The following is a 17,540-nucleotide window of genomic DNA, read 5'->3' as shown; positions in this document are numbered from 1 at the left end:
GACGGCCGCAGAGAGTTCTATGGATGGGACCGGGAGAGAGCCACGATATGGATCGTGGGGCGACTGATCCGCGACCAGCGGACGAGGAAGGACACATGACCATGGCCGATGACAGGGCAGAGGGAACTCCCCGCAGGACCGGACCCCAGACCCACGCACAGTCCGGCTCCGGGGCCGGTGACATCGATGGTGACATCGACCAGGTGGTGCCTGATGAGCCGCTGACCTGCCACCTATGCCAACGGCCTGCGGTCTTGGAGGTCCACACGACCGGGCACCACGTGGGCCAGATCGATGAGTGCACTGAGCCCACTGATGAGGGTGTCTGGGTCTGCCGGTCCTGTCATCTGGCGCTGCACCGATGGATGGAGCGCAACCCGGGCGAGGGATGCCAGGTGCGAGCGATCGCCGGGGTGATGAACCAGGCCCTCGACGTGATCAAGACCCCCCGGTCCTACCGTCGACGTCGTGACGCACAGACGGTCAGCTCCCCGGGGGAGAGCAGCGGAATGGAGCCGTGATGAACCAGAAACACCCCAGCCCGGAGGAGAACCTGAACCAGAAGGGGACCACCGAGGTGGCCTCGGCCGCCAGTGATGGCGACCAGTCGTTGCTGTTGGCCTGGGACGAGCTGGCAGGCCACAGCGCTGATGACGACACCCCGGTCGGTGGAGCCGATCAGCACGAAGACGAGCCGGAGGAGACCGGCGAGCCCACAGCGGGGCAGCCGGCCCGGGAAGACCCGTGGGAGGCGATCACAGCCGCACACGGGCGAGCGGAGGACGTCGACGACCAGACCCGGCAGGCCCGTCTGGCAGAGGTGCGCGATGCCCGGGAGCAGCGGCAACGGCGTTGGGCCGAGCTGCGCGCCAACCGTGCGGCCGCCACCAGTGAAGCGGCGTCCACGCCAGCGGGGGAGGCCTCCGGGAACGGGACGACGCCGCTGGCACCGTATAAGGACCCGAGGGTGGCCGCCGAGGCGGAGAAGGAAGGCCCGCCTGAGTGGCTGGGCAACCGGTGGCGCGAGATCCCCGTGGAGCAGCAGCCCGAGGCCTGGATCGGGCTGCGCCGATGGGTGGACTGGCTGGTGAGGGAATACCGTCTTGATGTGCAGATCGTGCCGCCATGCTGGTACCGACACCCGGACATCACCGCTGAGCTGTGGGCGGCGATGAACATGGAGTACAAGGTCTGGGCCGAGGGGGCACCATCGTTGTCACCGATGATGATGTGGCATCCGAATCTGCAGCAGATGATCGTGCGGCTGCGGGAGATGGTCGGGCGGTTCGGGTGCGCCGGGGGCTCCGGGCATAAGGAGCCGAAGTCTCTGACGCCTGGCCTGGAGCCCTTCGAGATCGCCTACGACGAAGAGGACTGGCGCAGGATCGCGCTGGGGCGACGCGAAGTGCTCAGCGTGCCTCGCCCTGAGGAGGGGCGACGGTACACCCGGGCGGTGGGCTTCGACGCCCATGGTGAACAGATCGTCTCCTCGAACCTCGTTGGTTCGGCAGCGCCGGTGACCCGGTGGACACCGGAGGCGAGGCTGCGTTACGGGTCTGTGGCCGGGGCGGAGGATTCCGAGATCTGGCTGGAGATCAGCGACGCCAAGGGCGTGGAGACCGTGATGTGGGAGTCCAGCCCTGACGGTGAGTCCTGGACACCGCTGGAACCAGGCCAGCCAGACCAGGACGGGCCGGACGAGCCTGAAACAGAGACCGAGAACGTGGCCGACGATGGGGAGTCACCGGAGGGCGACGAGGGGCAGGGTGCTGCAGAGGCGGTCCCGAAGCCGAGCATCTGAGACCGGAGGGTTTCAGGGCGCATCGAGAAGGGGGTGGCCTTCACCGTGAACGGTGGAGGCCACCCCCTTTGTCGTGTGGTCGCGCTGACGGGGCAACTGCGGGTGACACATGCGGTTGCCTCAGGGAATCGAATCGGTGGGGAGACGTCCAGCAGGGATGTCATTGCCATCGAGCGAGGAGTACCTGATGAGTCAAGAGCTTCCAGTGATCGTGAAGCGGGCATGGTTCCGTGACCCGCATGGTGTCGGGAACAAGCCGGAGAGCCTGGATGCGGAGACCGTGATGATGGCCTGTGAGGATCAGTCCATCGCTGCGGCCGAGTGGGGCGGTGGTACGCGGATCTCGATGGAGGACGCCGCCTGGTGGGAGTACCAGCGGGGTTCCGTGATCGACCTCGACCACGATCTGCGCTCCGGAGAGCGTGCGGTGCCGCAGATTGCGGTGGACCTGGCGAAGCAGATCCAGGCCGAGCGGTCGGATCTGGACGTCTACATCGAGCCCGAACCGATGAAGATCCCCGAGGACGGGGAGCCCCAGTGGTCTCAGAACACCAGCTGGTCCGTGGTCGCAGAGACGACCTCCTCGATGGATACCGCCCGGATGACGTTCCACACCGAGGCAAATGACACCGAGCTCAAGCGGGTCGAGATGGTCGTCGGGGAGCTGGAGAACAGGATCAACTGGCGCGACTGGGACCCGTCCCGCGACGTGAAGCCAGCCGAGCACATCGAACAGGGATCTCTGCTGGGGGAGGACTTCACCTCGCAGAACTGGGAGGAGCTGCGCCAGCGGTGGGTGAGCGAGGTCCGCGACTTCCCCGAGGCAGGGGACCCCAGCGTGATGTGGGAGATGAAGCAGTGCGGATTCGACCTGCAGGCCTCCCGCGAGGCCGACGAGGAAGATCTCGACCACGAGGCCGTGAGCCTGAGCTTGCAGCAGGGGCCGGCTGTCGGCGGTCCGGGTCTGGAGCGGTGAATCAGTGGTAACGGGTGATGGAGGTGCACGAGGTGGAAACGTCGATGAGCAGAGCGCGGTGGACACGATGAGGGGCGAGAGCCTGCAGGCCAAGCCGGAGCTGCGCCGCTATGCGGCGGTGGTCCTGCGCGCGGCCGAAGGCGTCACCGGCGAGTTCGTGACGTGTCAGCACGAGGACCAGTGGTGGATCGAGCTGCACCTCAGCGGGGTCGGGACCGGTCGGGTCATCACTGTGGACGTCACCCTGCCGGGGCTTCTGGAGTTGGTGCCGGCGGATCTTGGCTGCGCTGGCCGGATCAGTGAGTCCGGGCTGCTGACCGAGGTCGAGGCCGAGCAGCGGGTCGAATCCGTTCGGGCCTGGCTGCGCGCAGAGACGGACCAATGGCCGCCCCCGGACGGGTCCCCTTGGCGATGAGCCTGGCCCGCCTGAGCTGGTGGGTTTCCGGTTTCCGGCAGAAATTCGAGAGCAAGGAGGAACAGGCATGGCAAGGACAGCAGAGAAGCAGCTGGAGAGCCCCTACGGAGCGTATCGGGTCCGGCTGAGTGAGGATCACGGGAGCATCAACGTGATCTGCGGAGGACACGACGAGGCAGAGATCGTGGGGAGGGTCCGCGCTACCGCCGACGGGTTTCGAGGGATCGTGCGCAAGCACCCGCATCACCCGATGAGCCTGGATCGCTCCGACGAAGAGGTCCTGAATGAGACCTACGTCGGCCCGGAAAAAGCGGCCGAGGCTGTCGCAGAGCGTGACGCGGACCGCCGCCACAACGTGGCGCGGCTGCTCGCGTGGGCGGAGGGTGTGGACGTCTCCGGGGTGATGTTTGGACAGCTCAGCCCTGGAGCCGCGCGTATCGCCGCCAAGCGGCAGGGTGCGGAACGTCAGCAGCAGGAGGCGAAGAACCATGGCGATAAGTGACGGGGCCATGGGGGCGGCGCAGGTGTTCATCGCGGTTGGTGTCCTGGGTGCTCTGGGGCTGGTGGCCATGAGCCTGTGCGCGGTGCTGATTCCGCTGGCAGTCAGGCGAGCTACCTCTCGATGGGGCAGTTGGGTGGTGCTGCCCTGGATGATCAACGTGGCGCTGCAGTGGCTGCAGCTCGTCGCGGTGGCCATGGTCGTGGTAGGCCAGACCGGGGGCGGCTTCTGGGCCACCGTGTGGGAGGTCGCGAACACCAGTGTCGGAGCGACCGCAGGAGTGATGCTGCTCGTTCACTCGGGCATCGTGGCGATCCCGACGGCCATCGAGGTGGTCACCAAGCGCACGGGGCGGAGCGAACAGCTCGTGCAGACCGGGCGGGATCACCCGTGTGACCAGCGAGCGGAGGCGTGAGGAAGAGCCATGTACAGCATCATTTCCAACGACGGGCGACGGGTCGTCGTCGATCGATGGCACAACCTGGAGGCCAAGGTCGCGGAACTCTCGCCGCACGCACACCCTTGGGTGCTGGACGATGGGATGAATCCGGAGGTGAAGGCCCAGAGCCTGGCCCAGGCCGCCCTGGCTGAGGCCCAGGACGCCGGGTACGCCGACTGGCCGCCTGCGGGTGGATCATGGCCGAGGGTGAACGAGCACCTGGAGGACGCCCAGGAGCTGATCCAGCAGTCACTGGAGATGGGCGAAGCCCGTGAAGCAGCACTGACGCTGAATCCTGTGCCAGACCTGGAAGGAATCGTTGCCAGAACCCCCACCCCGGCGGGTGCGAGTGCACCGGAGATCACATGGATGCTCGAACGCGGAGGCCCGGTCAGTGGGCCGGGGTGGCGGTGCGTCCCAGTCATCCAGCAGCCAGATGTTCACCCCACCCGGGCCGTGATGATCCGCCCGGTCCCCGGAAGTGTCGATCCACGAGGGGTCAGCACCGAGGAACGGCTGAAAGTCAGCACCCTCGATCTGGACCCTCCCACGCTGGACGTACTGAAAGTCCATGACGAGTGGACTGTCCCCGCCCCACACGATGAGGCGTCGCGGGACGAGGTGGCCCAGCAGCTCGAGGAGGCGTTGGGGGAGGCCTTCGAGTCTCCACGTGCGGAGACCGGCACTCGGTACTTCCACACGGAGCACTTCGTGGAGTACCTGCGGGAGAAGCTGCCGGAGACCCCGGTGGAGGCCGAAGCCTGGGGCACAGGCTTCATCCATTCCGTGGCCATCGGAGACGAGTCCCGCACAGGTGCGGCTGAGCTGGGTCTGCTCTTCGACGAGGGCCAGCGTGACGGATCGGTGAGGAGCATCCACATCTATGAAGGGTCTCAACCGGACCAGCCCAGTGCGAGCTACACCAGCCGGTGGCTGCCAGAGCCCGAGGCCCTCGCTGACGTAGTCAGTCAGCACTATCGGACCCAGATCCACTCGCGCCGGGAGCACCATGAGTTCAAGATTGAGGATGTGAGTAACGTCCCGCTACAGAATCCCTCGGCGACGGGACCGGACGGCCCGGAGGCATGAGATGCGGGCTCCTGCAGGTGTCAGACGCAGGTGAACATCATTGGTCGTACGGGTGGAGGGGCGTGGGGCTGGGAGCAGGAGCGAGCATTTGGTGCTCGGCCAGAAGGTAGCCGACAACGCTCAGAGTTAGGTCGCGGGTGAATCTAGCTTCGTTTATCGTGACGGATGCCAGGACCGTTCTCCCGTGGCCCGCTCCCTGGTCGTTGCGAATTCTGCGAACTGCCTCGGCGATCTTCGGAACCGCCTGATTGATGGTGGCTAGGGCCTTTGAAGCTTCGTCGGTCGCATCTTGGGGGCGGGTGCTGATGTCAGCTAGCGCCATGGCTCTATTCACCAACGCTTCGACCGGTTCTGTGGGAGCCACCTCCTGGCCTTGCTCTGTTATGACGAACTTGGCGGCTGCTTCGAGCGTGTCCTTCGCGGCCCCAAGCATCAGTGAGACGTCGGAGTCTGCATTTCGGAGCCGTTTGAGCTGGATCTCTAGCGCCGCTCTCCCGCCAGTCTGGACGCTGATCGGGCCCGATCGAGAGAGGTCGCCGGAGCGGCTTAGCGTCCACCCCAGGCGAGCCAGCTCTTCGTGGAGTCGCCGCAGCATCCGCAGTGTCTTCTGGTCCTTCGATTCGAAAAGTCGACGTGTAGTGAGTGCCGTTGTGAGGGCAACGATCAGACGGTCGATGCGCTCGTCCGACTCCTCGGCGGCGACCTCGAACGCGTTAGCAATTCGCTTGGGCTTTGACAGGTAGCGTGGCCCGTCCTCTTGGGGGGAGTCCACGCCCGCCCTGCGGAACGCGACGTCCAGGTCATTGTGCGTTGGAGGTGAGTGTTCGGCCATGATCTCGGAGAATGTTGCCCCAACGGCCCAAAGATCTTCGTTGTTCATGCTGCCAGTATGCCCGTGTGGCGAATCCACGTGGGGAAAGCCACATCTCCGAGAGAGGAAGGCCCGAATCTGAGCGTGGCCCCTGCGCCAGGAGATCGCACCGGAAGTGATCCAGTCGTGGGCTTAGCGTGTTGGCAGGCGTCCCGACGGAGCCAAGGGATCTGCTTAGCGATATCGGCCACCGGCCTTAGCGAAAGCCTCCCGGATGCGGTTCTCTCCGCCTCCCGCTGTCTCTGCGTCTCGTAGCGCGTTGACCGCGATGGTCGTCCGAAGGTCGAGGAAGAGGAGGTTATCTGCTCCGTCGTCGATGACGGCCCACACCCGGTCCAACAGGTCACCGTTGTCGTGCGCATACTGGGCCAGCGCGATCCATTTGGGGAGGGTGTCTCCAAGATCAGGGCGGTGCGGATCCAGGATGCTTACCGCGAGAGCGCCTTCACGTTCTGCGAATACGAGGAAGTCGGGATACAGCATGCTCTGCTCGCCGGGCTCTCCATATGGAATGGCCAGCGCGTGCCTGCCACCCGTGGGGTTCCGGTACCAGGCGATGGTGGTCTCACGTTCAACCTCGGTTTCGAGGACCCTTCGCTCCCAGGTGTTCTTACTGACATCGAGGGGGTAGGTCCCGTCGTCGCATACCAGGAGATGGCGTCTCCATCGTGTTGGCGCGTCGGCGATGTTGGCCGCGGTGGGGTTGATCAGCGAGAGTTGCTCGGATCTCGTCGACTCGGTGAACACCGTCAGGAAATCTTCCTGCGCCTGGCCTCCGAGGAGCGCCAGTTCGCCCAGGTGCTCTTGCTTCCAGGTGCTCAGCAGCGTACGAGCCGCGTCCTCGACGGTGCGCACCGTGTCGGGGTGCTGTGCGAGTGCAGCGACGGCCAGGCGAGCTTCGGCAAGGTCGTCGAAGGTCTCCTCGTTGGCGAAGTGCTCCCATAGCCATGCGGCGGAAGCATCCGGGAGACGCGATTTGGCTTGTTTGTACAGGTCGAGGACGTTGCTGGTGGCGATCTCGAGGGACCCTGAAGTCTGGCCTGTCTCCTCACCGGTCATCCAGTCGAAGACTCGAGTGACGTATTCGACTTCGGTGTACTGCTCGATCTTCTGCTCGACCCAGTCTCGGTTCGCATCCAAGTGGGCCAGCAGCGCGCTGACGACCCGCTTGCGCGCCACCTCCAGGGCGTCGTCCTGGACTTGGTGCTGATGGAGCACTGCAGCGGCTTTTACCAGGCGTGAGACTGTGGAGCGCGCGGTCTTGGCGGGCCTCGACCAGGTCGGCAGGGCCTCGAACGCATCGACCACGCCTTGAGGGAGATCGGGATTAGGGGCCACGCGGACGGGACTAGTGATGGTCTCAGATGCCACGGCGTCGTCGCCATCGCGCAGATGTTCGATGATCTGCTGCACAGTGTCTTGGCGGAAATGGGGTAGATAGACCGTGACGTCGCCCAGCTCGCGGTTCGTGACCCGCTTCGCTAGTGGGGTCCGCACGGTGCGCCCGATGAGCTGAGCGATAGTCGTGGCGTCCTCAGTGCTGCGCATGGACACCAGTACCTCGGCACGGGGGCAGTCCCAACCTGTGGTCAGGGCGTCTTTGAACAGGACGACCTTCACGTCGGAGGTCTCCTGGATCCTTGAGGGCTCAACATAGCGGACATCGTGTTGGCCCCAGGTGATCGTGGTGTGGTCCTGCAAGGCGTTGGCGATGTTGCGCTTGGTGAGCTGCGTGTCGGTCTCGCGGATGGCGTCGAGCCATCCCGACACCGTCTGCTCAGAAACGTTCGCAGGGAGTTGGACGAGGAGGATCGGTTCTACCGTGGGCTCGTCATTGGCGTCGGTGTATTCGCGCCAGAGATGGGCCATCTCTAGGCGCTTGCGGGTCGCCTCCATGAGCAGCGTGGTGTCTGCGGCGATCTCCTCGTCCGGGTGCCCGAGCAGGACATGGTCCTTGACCAGCCCACCCTCGCGGACGTCTCCGATGTCGACGGTCACGGACATTTTCATGCTGCGACTGGACAGGGACTTCTCGAAGCGGCCCGGCGTCGCGGAGATCCCGACCACCACAGGTGCACGCCGCTTGCCCTTGCCCGTGCCGTTCAGGAACTGGGCGAGCAGAGTGGCGTCGCCGTTCGATGTCTCGCGGGTCCCTTGGTGAGCTTCGTCAACGAAGACCAAGACCTTGCTCCCGTGCCGCTCGACAGTGCCATTGAGAGTGTCCCAAAGGTCACGGCGACGATGATTTCCCGCCCGGTAGGTCCGAGCGCCCCTGCCCAGCTTCTGCGGGTTGAGGAAGTAAACGTGTCCGGGGGCAAGCGAAGGGCCGTCGAACTCTTCGCTAGCGTCGATGACTCTGGTGCGATCCGCGAGCTTGCTCGAAGCACGGGCGAACTTTTCCGCAGTCTGTTCATTGAGCTGCGGAGACATCGACACCCAGAGGATGACCAATCCGAGATCTCCGGAGGAGGTATCGGACCCGTGGAGGAGCTCGTCGATCGCGGAAGCCGCGATGATGGTCTTCCCTGCCCCGGTCGGGGCGGAGAGAGTAGTGACGAGCTCGCCGGGCTCGGCCATGCCCATGTGCACATGCTTCAGTACGTCGGCGGCGGCCTTGGCCTGGTATGGGCGGAGCTCGTACTCGATCATCGCGCGACTCCCGTATTGATCTCGAAGTTTGACAAGTAGTTCTCGTAGAGATGCACGGCAAGCACATCCTCACGCAGTGCCCGCTTCACCGTTCCGAAAGTCATCTCGCTTGAGGCGACGATGTACGCGACCTTGATCGTTTCCCGTGTGTTGACCTCGTCGACGAAGGCTGTGAAGCGGTCCGCGTCGAAGCACACGGCGTAGTGGTCGGTTGCTGCGTGGGCGCCGGAACGTTCGGTGATGACCGGCCCGATGCCACCTGCCTTGACCCAAAGCAGCTCGGCAACCCGTTTGAACGCAGCACCGGCTTCGACCGAGTCCCTATCGAGGTACTCGAGCTTGAAGAATGACACGTTCTCGTTGAGACCGTCGGAGAACTCGCTGCCATCGGGGCGCGACCCTGTCACGACCGTCTCGATACGTGGCCGCGTGACCTTCTGGAAGACGCCTTCGGCTTCCCATGGGGCCGAGCCGCGTTCGACGCCAGCTTTGACCAGCCTCTTCGCGGTCTTCTCAGCGAGTTCGTTATTGGTGACCATGATCGATTGTCGACTTCCGCCATCGGTGGCATTGAGGCGCATGACGGCCTCAGCGGTCGTTCCCGTGCCGGCGAAGAAATCGAGGACCACTGCGTCGGAGTTGTTCGACGTCGCGATGTTCACCCAGCGAGCGATGACGTCAACGTCCTTGGGGAACGGGAAGTCCTTCGAGCCCAGAACTCTGACCAGGTGACGAGCAGCTCCTCCACGATCGACCTGAATGACAGGCCGAGCTGCTTGGTCACGTTGGTCCGACAAGAGTCGTTTGTATCGAATCGTCGTCGTCTCGTCCGGTCCGAACAGGATCCGCCCCTCCTGGATCCGTTCATGCATGGTCCCTTCGGAGAGACGCCACCCGTTTGGGTGCCGCTTCACGGGGCGCCCGGTGGATGGGTGGAGCACGTCATACCTGAGATTCTCACGAGGGTTTGGGCTGGCGAGATTGTCGCTGCCGAATGCTCGACCCATGTCATCGATCTGGGAATACATGCGTAGTCCAGGCTCCACTGAGCCCGCGTTGTCTCTCAGCCACTTCTTGAGCTGTTTGGTCGCTGCTTCTGCGTCCGGTGTCTTTTCCCAGATTCGCTCGATCTCCGCTGACATCTCTTCGAATCCGCGCTTGGGTTCAAGCCAGCGCACGTCAGATTCGACGAGCCGCGCGGCGCTCCGCGCGTACGCCACCATGTAGTCGATGCCACCGGAGGTGAACCGGGCGTCGTTTCGTCCTCCTCCTTGCCACGTGATGTTCGTGAGGAAGTTCCGTTCGCCGAAGACTTGGTCCATGAGCATACGGAGGCGATGGTGTTCGTTGTCGTCGATGGCGACGATGATGACGCCGGTGGGTGAGAGCAGTTCACGGGCGAGAGTGAGTCGGCGGTGCATGAAACTCAGCCACTTCGAGTGGCGGTACGAGTCGGCGTCACCGACATAGCGGTCGTTGTAGATCCAGTCGCCGGAGCCGGTGTTGTACGGCGGGTCGATGTAGATCAGATCCACCGTGCCCTTGTGGGTGTATTCCAGGGTCTGTAGCGCGTGGAAGTTCTCACCTTCGATGACGATATGGTGCGGTTTTTCGCCCCCTCGTTCGACGGTGCCGAGCGGGGTTAGCCCCGGGTAGACGGGGTCACCGAGACGGCGTGCTACGACCAGGTCGGGCACGCTGACATCGTCGTTTTTCACGATGCTTCCGTCGACGTCGCGGCGGGTGATCGATGCTCTGCCGTCCCGGACCCGGCGCACGTCCCACACGTAGTTGTCGCGCTCGTCGCGGTACTGCACTGTCGCCCCCCGGCGGACGCGGCCTGTCGGGAGGCGAATGGCCTCCGGCATGTGCTCCTCGAACACGAGCCCCAGCGGGCGGTGCTCGGTAGCATCGTCGATTGCGCGCCGCAGCTGTTCACGGACGCCGGCGTCCTCAACTCGGCGGAGGAGGACCTCGATACGGGTGCGATTGTCGTTCACTGGGCGACTCCCTGGCGAGTACGGGCGATCCAGGCGGCCTCTTCCTCGCGCGTGAAGGGCACGCCCGCGCCGTCAGGAAGGTCAACCGCGAGGCCCCGGATGAGGTCCTCAACTGGAGTTTCCAGAGCGTGCGCGATCTTGAGTAGGACTAGCAGAGTCGGATTACCCGCCCCGCGCTCCGAACGGCCGTAGTTAGTCATATCGACGTTCGCGAGACGGGCGACGTGCCGAGAGGACAGGTGGAGTTCCTTGCGTCTGCGCTGAAGACGATCCCCAACGATCCTCATAGTATTCATGCCGTCGTTCATACCCATCACCCTAGCGCCAGGGGAGGGAGCGGAAGCCTTCTTACCCGGCCGAGGTGATGCTTGGGCCCCTGGGCGTGGATGAGTATCGCCCCGTAGACCACGTTCTCGATCCGACGTGAACGACAGGACTGAGACCCGGCGTTACAGGCGTGGGAGATGGATGTGAAGATTCCAGAGCACCTGTGCCTACGAAGCAGGAGCATGGGGCTGACGCAGCAACGAGCCAGGGGTGACCGATGGCGGAGGAATCACCGTATCGAGTTGGGAGTGATTCGGAGTCTCCGAGTTGGCCGTTCTCATGCGTCCCTTGGCGGTGGCCGGCCCGGGGCCCGACGGCCTGCTGCCGCTTCTTGGGAGGCTCCAGACAATCTGCCATCCACCACAGGGCGGTCGTCCCGCACTCGACTGCGCCCAGACGAACACTTGCCCGGCCCTCCCGGCTTGCACTTATAACTGAAGAGTCCTACTGTTGAGGCCCAGAGGGTCACACCCTTCATTCTGAGGACACCCTCTGCGCAGAGAAAGGAACCCGATCATGTCTGCAGCCGCGATGATCGACGAGCGCGTGACCATCAGCGAGCAAACGGCCCGCGAGGCCCACGGTACAAGCGTGCCGCGCGATGCATCACTTGTACTGAAGTCGGCCGATGGGAAAGTGCACGAGCTGCCCCCAAGTGTGGAGCGAGCTCTCATGGCTACTCTCCGTGCGATGGCGGAGGGAAAGTCCCCGCATATCGGCACTCTTCCGGAGCAGCTGACTAGCACCGTTGCTGCCGACCTTCTGGGCGTTTCGCGCCCTACCCTCATGAAGTGGGTTAAGGATGGCGAGATCGAGCCGTTCAAAGTCGGATCGCACAACCGGTTCCACCGAGACGAAGTGCTCGCTCTCAAGGCGAAGCGCAAGGCTAAGCGTGAAGAGGCGTTCGACAAGCTCCGCGCGTTGGAAGACGAGCAGGATCACCTCATCGACGACTAGCTTCCAGGTGTCGGGCTGCTGCCGGGGTGAGCCGTCCTGACGGCTCGCCCCGGTAGACTCGACCTATGGTTCAGCGGGTATTCGTCGACGCAAACGTCCTATACAGCAGGACTCTGAGAGACTGGACATTCCTCCTCCGCAATTCCGCTGAGGGCATGTTCCAGCTTCATTCCACCCGCGATGCCATCTGTGAAGCACTCGCCAAATACAGGAAGAACAACAGCAACGCTCCGGGGCACCAGGTTGCGAACATCGAGGAGACGATCACGTCCAGCCTCGATGAACTGGTCCGAGAGTTTCCGGGGAATATAGCCTTCGATGGACGTGACCAGAACGACTATCACATCCATGCAGCTGCGGTGTCCTCGCAGGCTGACATCATCCTGACCTGCAACGAAGCGACAGACATCACCACTACCCCCGATGAGCAGAACTACGAGATCTTTCACCCGGACGATTTTTTCCTGCTCGTCGCGGATTCCAGGCCGCAGTGCGTCAAGCAAGTGACTCGGTGCCAACATGAGTACTGGAAGGACAAGCAGAATTACCTGCAGCTGGACGAGGCTCTTCGGAAGAGCTACTGCCCGATGTTCGCAAAGCGAGTACGGCAGGCGTTGCAGGAGATCGCGCGAGAATAGGCAAGAGTACTGATTATCACCACGTCACGCCTTGCCTTGGGTTGAGGTCGATGCCGGAATACCCGAGAGCGGATGGCGGCCCACCGAGGAGCCCCTCGCTCTTCTGCGTGACCAGAATCGAACGTTATCTTGAGTTCAAATGAGGGTGTCTTTGATGCCCAGCACGAGGGCCGTTGGTTCGCGCAGTTCCGTCCTGGACATGGTTATCTTGAGTCGTCCATCAAGCAGTTCGGCTCCGTCACGGTGTCAAGGTTTCGTGCCCGTAGTTGCCCAAGGGCGTGTTCTAGTTGTTTACGGAGTCGCTGATTCTCGGCGGTGAGGTCTCGGACGCGTGCATTGGCTACTTCGAGCCGTCGCAGTAAAGATGCGTCGGTGGAAAGTTGGGATGTGGGCAACGGCGGGACTGCACCTCGTTGGAGGTCGCGTAGTCGACGAATTTCGGCACATATGTCGTCCTGGGTGTAGAGCCAGGATCGCGAGACCGCTGCCTTCCGCGCAACAATCAGGAAGGTGACCGGACCTCCATCGCGGTCGAGGTCTCGAAGTGCCTGGATGGCTCTGGCGCGGGTCTCATCGTGGCGTCGTTTCGCGGCGGCGACCAGATGGTGGCTGTTATCAGCATGCATCAAAGCCCTCACCGTCTTGATCGTTTTCGAGGGTGGTAATGATCCGGTCGAGGTTTCCCAGAACCTGCTGGTTCATCTCGATCAGTCGTTGCTGGCCACGGGCTTCGGCGGCGGTGATGATCTCCACGGTCTGTTTACGATGTTGACGGTGTTCGGGCAGAAACTCGGCGGTGGTGATGAACATCGGGCAGCTCAGGCAGGCGTTCGCGTGCGGGCAGGATTGCTGGACCGGCAGCCCGCAGTAGCCGTTGGGCAGGGCCTGAGTGGCTCGTCCGACGCGCTGTTTGGCCCAGGCTGCCTCAGCTAAAGGTCCGTCCGGGTCGAGGGTTACAGTTTCGCCTTTGAAATTGACCTTCTGTGCGGCTTCCCAGTGCCGCCTGATCGTGGTGTCGCTGAGCCGGGCGTAGTGGGCGGTCATCGCATGGGAGTCGTGGTCGAGGATCCGTCGGACCACTTCTTGGGGGACGTCTCGGTTGATCAATCTGGTGCCCAGGGTGTGCCGAAAGCTGTGGGGAACCAAGTGCACAGGGTCACCATATTCGTCACGGACATCGCAGCGTTGTAGCCATCGGCGCAGCACTGTGCGGTAGGTTCCATCACGGACCGGCAGCTCGCCGTTGTCATTATTGGTGGCGCGCGGCAACAGCACCGGTTTAGTGTTGGGCCACCGCTGGCGCACCCGGTGGCCCTGCGTGGTGATGGCCTCGGCGAGGTCCTCGTCAATGGGAACCAAGGCTTCGCGTTTCATTTTGTGGTTGAGATAGCGCAGATAGGGGGCACCGTCCCTGTCATAAACGACACAATCAGTTGATAACTGCACAGTGTCTGTGATGCGCAGTCCGCAGCGCATCAGGATCAGGGTGATCAGCTCATAGGTAGGGTCGTTCCACTGGGCCAGGTTGTCGGGGTGCTCCAGTTGGGCCATCACAGTCTCGCTGAGGGCGCGAGGCAATCGTGGGTTCTCTTTGGGGATGTCTTCGCTGAAGAATGTCACCGTCGAGGGCAGCGAGTCGTCCCATCCGTGTTGCCTGATGGTGGTGAAGAACAGATTCAATTGCCCCACGAGCATGCGGTGAGTCACGGTGCCTGAGAACCGGGCATGAAGGTCAGCGAGATAACGCTCCAGCAGCTGCCGGTCCAGGTCCGCCAACCTCTGAACAGCTGGCGCGGCGTCGGCGAGGAACTGTCCGAAAACGGTGACTGCCCGAGTACCAATGGCGACACTTCCAGCTCCGAGGCCGGTGGAGAACCGCCATCTTCCCCAGCGTTTCGCAAGAGCCTTCAGCCAGTACTGCGGGATGCTTTCAAAATTTATGTTCGCCAGCTGCCGGTCCTTGATACCGAGCGCGCGGAGCTGCCAGATGTCTTTGCCGTACTCAGTTTCCCACACCCTGGCTATACGTGCCGGCAATCGGTACTGGTTCCCTGAATTGTTTGGCTGCTCTGGCATCAACGGACTAACCGTGCTCACAGTTGGACCTCCCGGTCGGTGAACCATCCTGCTTCCTCCAGTGACTTACGGGCATCTTGGACACTCAGGTGCCCGTATACGGCGGTGGTGGTCGTGATGTCGGCGTGGCCCAGGAGTTTTGAGACCACTTCAATCGGCACTCCATCGCGCAGCATCCGGGTGGCCGCGGTATGGCGGTACCAGTGCGGGTCGAAATCCACCCCTGTCCGCCGACGTAGACGTTTCACCAGGTCGTAGACAGCCGCATAGGTCAATGGGCGACCATAAGGTCGGCCCCACAGGGTAACGAAAACGTAGTCAGAGTCCAGGTCGCCGTACTCCAAGTGAAGGTAGTCAGCATAGAGCCGTACAAGTTCCGCGCTGACCGGAATGGTCCGTGAAGCACGTGACTTGGAGCGGGCACCATTGTCGTTAGTCCGAGGTTGGACGGTGATCTGCGATCCAGCGGCGGCGATATCCTCATGCCGGAGGCCCAGCGCCTCACCGATGCGTATCCCGGTATCGAACAACACCGCGAAGAGGAACCGATCCCGCAAATGGTCACAGGCATCGAGAATTGCCTGTACTTCAGCGACGGTCACTACCCGTGGAAGCTTACGCATCGCGTTCAGCGAGATGGCACGTCGAGACTGCGGTGTCTTCTTGCTGATGTGGTGCAAAAACGGTTTCCATCCCGAGCTGCGGCCTCCGGCTAGCTGCCATGTCCTGAGCAGTTCTCCCAGGTCGATGCCATGGCGGACAGCGTGCTGGTAGAACGCACTCAATGCAGAGAGTTTGCGGTTGACTGTGGACTCGGTGCAGTGATGCTCCACCGACGGCAGGACCGGAATCATACCGTCGCGTAGGTGTAACGGGCGGCGCAACCAAGCGACGAACTCACCCACGTTCTCCAACCGCACCTCACGCCAATCCAGACCCTCAGCACTGAGGAACTCGAACCAGTCCTTCAAGTCATGGGCATAGGCCTTGACCGTGTTCGGTGAGCGCTCAATTCGGGTCAAATAGGCCAGATACCGCTCGATCGGAGCAACCGGGGCACCATCAGCATCCAACACCGTCCACGACTCCACCTCATTGACCGGAGAAACGACGCGTTGGACGATCATCAACCCTCCCGGCAGCGTATTGTGCCGACACCAGCTACGGCCTCTGGCACACCGGCAACATGCTGCGGGGCGGCTAGGCCATCTATTACCGAGCGGTAGTGGGAGTGACCAGTCCTCATTCGCGGGGTGTCAAGGCTCATGGGTGCCTGTCTGGTGTGTTTGTGAGATCGAGAGCACTGGCAGTCCGTTCGAGGCTGTCGCTCACGTCGTCGGCCTCCCAGGTGGTCCTCTCGAATCCTGGGACCGCGGTGGCGATAGTGTTTTTCCAGCTGCTCTGCCATCGATCGGGAAAGCACTCTCTGAGGAGATTGAGCATGATCGGAACGGCGGTTGAGGCCCCTGGTGAGGCACCAAGCAGCCCTGAGATGGAATGGTCCGCGCTGGTGACCACTTCGGTGCCTTGGCGGAGGACGCCCATGTTGTTCTTGTCGGGTGTGACCAGTTGCGCGCGTTGGCCGGCGAGGATGAGCTCCCACTGTTCGAACGCAGCTGACGGGTAGAACCGTTGCAGCTGGGCGAATTTCTTTCTCGGGCCGGCGGCAAGCTCTGTGATCAGGTAGCGCACCAGTGGCAGGTTCTGCAGACCTGCGGCGGCGATGACGTGGAGATTGTGCCATCGGAGAGTCGTGAAGAAGTCAGTGAGCTTGCCATGTTTGAGGAGTTTGGTGCTGAATGTCGCGTATGGGCCGAATAAAAGGTGTTCCTGGCCGTCAACGATTCGCTTGTCGAGATGCGGGACTGACATCGGTGGGGCACCTATTGCTGCTTGGCCGTAGACCTTCGCGTCGTGACGGGCCGCGACCTCCGGGTCTGAACACCGGTAGAACGCGGCACCGACAGGCAGGACGGCATATCCGCGGACCTGGGGCAGACGTGCGCGCTGGAGCAGGTGCAGGGCGAATCCACCGGCACCGACGAAGACGTGTCGTCCCCGGATCGCGAACCGCCCACCACGGGAACCACTCCGGCCCGATACGAGCCAGCGGCCATCCGGTTGCTGACGAAGGGAACTCACCTCGTGACCGAGCAGAACCGTCCCGCCTCGGTCGGTGATGATGCTGGTGAGCGCACGGGTCAGCGCGCCGAAATCAACGTCAGTGCCGTGGCGGTGGCGGGTCGCGGCGATCGGCCCATCCTCGCTCCTGCCCTCCATGATCAGAGGTGCCCAGGTGGCTATCCTGGCCGGATCTTCGGAGTATTCGAGTCCGGCGAAGAACGGATCAGTGATGAGAGTCTGATAGCGCTGCCGCAGATAGTCCACGCCTCGCCGGTCGAACACCACGTCCATATGCGGGCTGGTGTGGAGGTACTCGCGTGGATCGAGCAGGCCAGACTCCGCCAAGTAGGCCCACCACTGTCTGGTGATGAGGAATTGTCGGGCGATCTCGGCGGGTTTGCTGCCATCAGTTGGGTCAGGCATGTAGTTCAGCTCGCTAAACCCAGAGTGACCGGTGCCGGCGTTGTTCCACGGGTCGCTGCTCTCGCTCGCCAGTGAGTTCGATTTCTCCACCAAGACGATGCGCCAATCAGGCTGAAGAAGGGTGATCATCGCTCCCAACGTCGCCGACATGATCCCGCCGCCGATGAGAACGATGTCGGCCTCCTCGACATTTCCCGCTCTTCGCCACCGCTGGGTCATGGTGTTGCCCTTTCCTGAAGCCGCTATCTGGTGATCC

17 protein-coding genes are annotated in these 17,540 nt (G+C 62.9%); 9 read left to right on the top strand and 8 right to left on the bottom strand.

The annotated features are described in order from the left end of the window. Positions 1 to 95 precede the first annotated feature (95 nt). The 7 genes from SD455_RS13210 (at position 96) to SD455_RS13180 (ending at position 5,219) form a co-directional block, all read left to right on the top strand. Positions 96 to 521 (top strand): hypothetical protein, encoded by a 426-nt coding sequence (locus SD455_RS13210; RefSeq protein WP_445508386.1) that lies wholly within the window; start codon positions 96 to 98, stop codon positions 519 to 521. After that, positions 521 to 1,801: a hypothetical protein gene (locus SD455_RS13205; protein ID WP_445508385.1), complete on the top strand. Its 1,281-nt coding sequence runs from the start codon at positions 521 to 523 to the stop codon at positions 1,799 to 1,801. Before SD455_RS13210 ends, SD455_RS13205 begins: the two co-directional genes overlap by 1 nt. A 187-nt stretch (positions 1,802 to 1,988) precedes the next feature. Beyond that, positions 1,989 to 2,777 (top strand): hypothetical protein, encoded by a 789-nt coding sequence (locus SD455_RS13200; RefSeq protein ID WP_445508384.1) that lies wholly within the window; start codon positions 1,989 to 1,991, stop codon positions 2,775 to 2,777. Between the two features lie 58 nt (positions 2,778 to 2,835). After that, positions 2,836 to 3,192, top strand: coding sequence for a hypothetical protein (locus tag SD455_RS13195; protein ID WP_445508383.1), 357 nt, complete (start codon positions 2,836 to 2,838; stop codon positions 3,190 to 3,192). A gap of 67 nt (positions 3,193 to 3,259) precedes the next feature. Further along, positions 3,260 to 3,694: a hypothetical protein gene (locus SD455_RS13190; RefSeq protein WP_445508382.1), complete on the top strand. Its 435-nt coding sequence runs from the start codon at positions 3,260 to 3,262 to the stop codon at positions 3,692 to 3,694. Further along, positions 3,681 to 4,106, top strand: coding sequence for a hypothetical protein (locus SD455_RS13185; protein ID WP_445508381.1), 426 nt, complete (start codon positions 3,681 to 3,683; stop codon positions 4,104 to 4,106). Before SD455_RS13190 ends, SD455_RS13185 begins: the two co-directional genes overlap by 14 nt. 9 nt (positions 4,107 to 4,115) lie before the next feature. Beyond that, entirely contained in the window at positions 4,116 to 5,219 is a 1,104-nt protein-coding gene (locus SD455_RS13180; protein ID WP_445508380.1) for a hypothetical protein, read from the top strand. 37 nt (positions 5,220 to 5,256) lie between these two features. Here SD455_RS13180 and SD455_RS13175 read toward each other — a convergent pair whose 3' ends face one another. The 4 genes from SD455_RS13175 to SD455_RS13160 all read right to left on the bottom strand — a co-directional run bounded on the left by SD455_RS13175 (position 5,257) and on the right by SD455_RS13160 (position 11,047). After that, on the bottom strand, positions 5,257 to 6,099 hold the full coding sequence (locus tag SD455_RS13175; protein ID WP_445508379.1) for an abortive infection family protein: 843 nt from the start codon (positions 6,097 to 6,099) through the stop codon (positions 5,257 to 5,259). A gap of 165 nt (positions 6,100 to 6,264) precedes the next feature. Further along, positions 6,265 to 8,739: a DEAD/DEAH box helicase gene (locus tag SD455_RS13170; protein ID WP_445508378.1), complete on the bottom strand. Its 2,475-nt coding sequence runs from the start codon at positions 8,737 to 8,739 to the stop codon at positions 6,265 to 6,267. Continuing rightward, positions 8,736 to 10,739, bottom strand: a complete 2,004-nt coding sequence (locus tag SD455_RS13165; RefSeq protein ID WP_445508377.1) for a site-specific DNA-methyltransferase — start codon at positions 10,737 to 10,739, stop codon at positions 8,736 to 8,738. Before SD455_RS13165 ends, SD455_RS13170 begins: the two co-directional genes overlap by 4 nt. Then, on the bottom strand, positions 10,736 to 11,047 hold the full coding sequence (locus SD455_RS13160) for a helix-turn-helix domain-containing protein (protein ID WP_445508376.1): 312 nt from the start codon (positions 11,045 to 11,047) through the stop codon (positions 10,736 to 10,738). The genes SD455_RS13165 and SD455_RS13160 overlap by 4 nt, the downstream gene beginning before the upstream one ends. A gap of 535 nt (positions 11,048 to 11,582) precedes the next feature. On the opposite strand from SD455_RS13160, the gene SD455_RS13155 reads away from it, so the two are divergent. Further along, a complete protein-coding gene (locus SD455_RS13155; protein ID WP_445508375.1) occupies positions 11,583 to 12,023 on the top strand; it encodes a helix-turn-helix domain-containing protein in 441 nt (146 codons plus the stop codon). 65 nt (positions 12,024 to 12,088) lie between these two features. Further along, on the top strand, positions 12,089 to 12,661 hold the full coding sequence (locus SD455_RS13150; RefSeq protein ID WP_445508374.1) for a PIN domain-containing protein: 573 nt from the start codon (positions 12,089 to 12,091) through the stop codon (positions 12,659 to 12,661). A gap of 203 nt (positions 12,662 to 12,864) precedes the next feature. Here the strand turns inward: SD455_RS13150 and SD455_RS13145 are convergent, their stop codons facing one another. From SD455_RS13145 to SD455_RS13130, 4 genes are all read right to left on the bottom strand, one after another. Next, positions 12,865 to 13,287: a DUF6262 family protein gene (locus SD455_RS13145; protein ID WP_445508373.1), complete on the bottom strand. Its 423-nt coding sequence runs from the start codon at positions 13,285 to 13,287 to the stop codon at positions 12,865 to 12,867. Beyond that, complete coding sequence (locus SD455_RS13140; RefSeq protein WP_445508372.1) at positions 13,277 to 14,737, bottom strand: tyrosine-type recombinase/integrase; 1,461 nt, start codon at positions 14,735 to 14,737, stop codon at positions 13,277 to 13,279. The genes SD455_RS13145 and SD455_RS13140 overlap by 11 nt, the downstream gene beginning before the upstream one ends. 17 nt (positions 14,738 to 14,754) lie before the next feature. Further along, positions 14,755 to 15,864, bottom strand: a complete 1,110-nt coding sequence (locus SD455_RS13135; protein WP_445508371.1) for a site-specific integrase — start codon at positions 15,862 to 15,864, stop codon at positions 14,755 to 14,757. A 136-nt stretch (positions 15,865 to 16,000) separates the two neighbouring features. Further along, positions 16,001 to 17,503, bottom strand: coding sequence for a malate:quinone oxidoreductase (locus tag SD455_RS13130; RefSeq protein ID WP_445508370.1), 1,503 nt, complete (start codon positions 17,501 to 17,503; stop codon positions 16,001 to 16,003). Positions 17,504 to 17,540 lie beyond the last annotated feature (37 nt).

The sequence above is a fragment of the Nesterenkonia sp. K-15-9-6 genome (assembly GCF_052656005.1).
The sequence above is the reverse complement of the archived record's forward strand: the minus strand, read 5'-3'. Positions and strand labels throughout refer to the sequence as shown.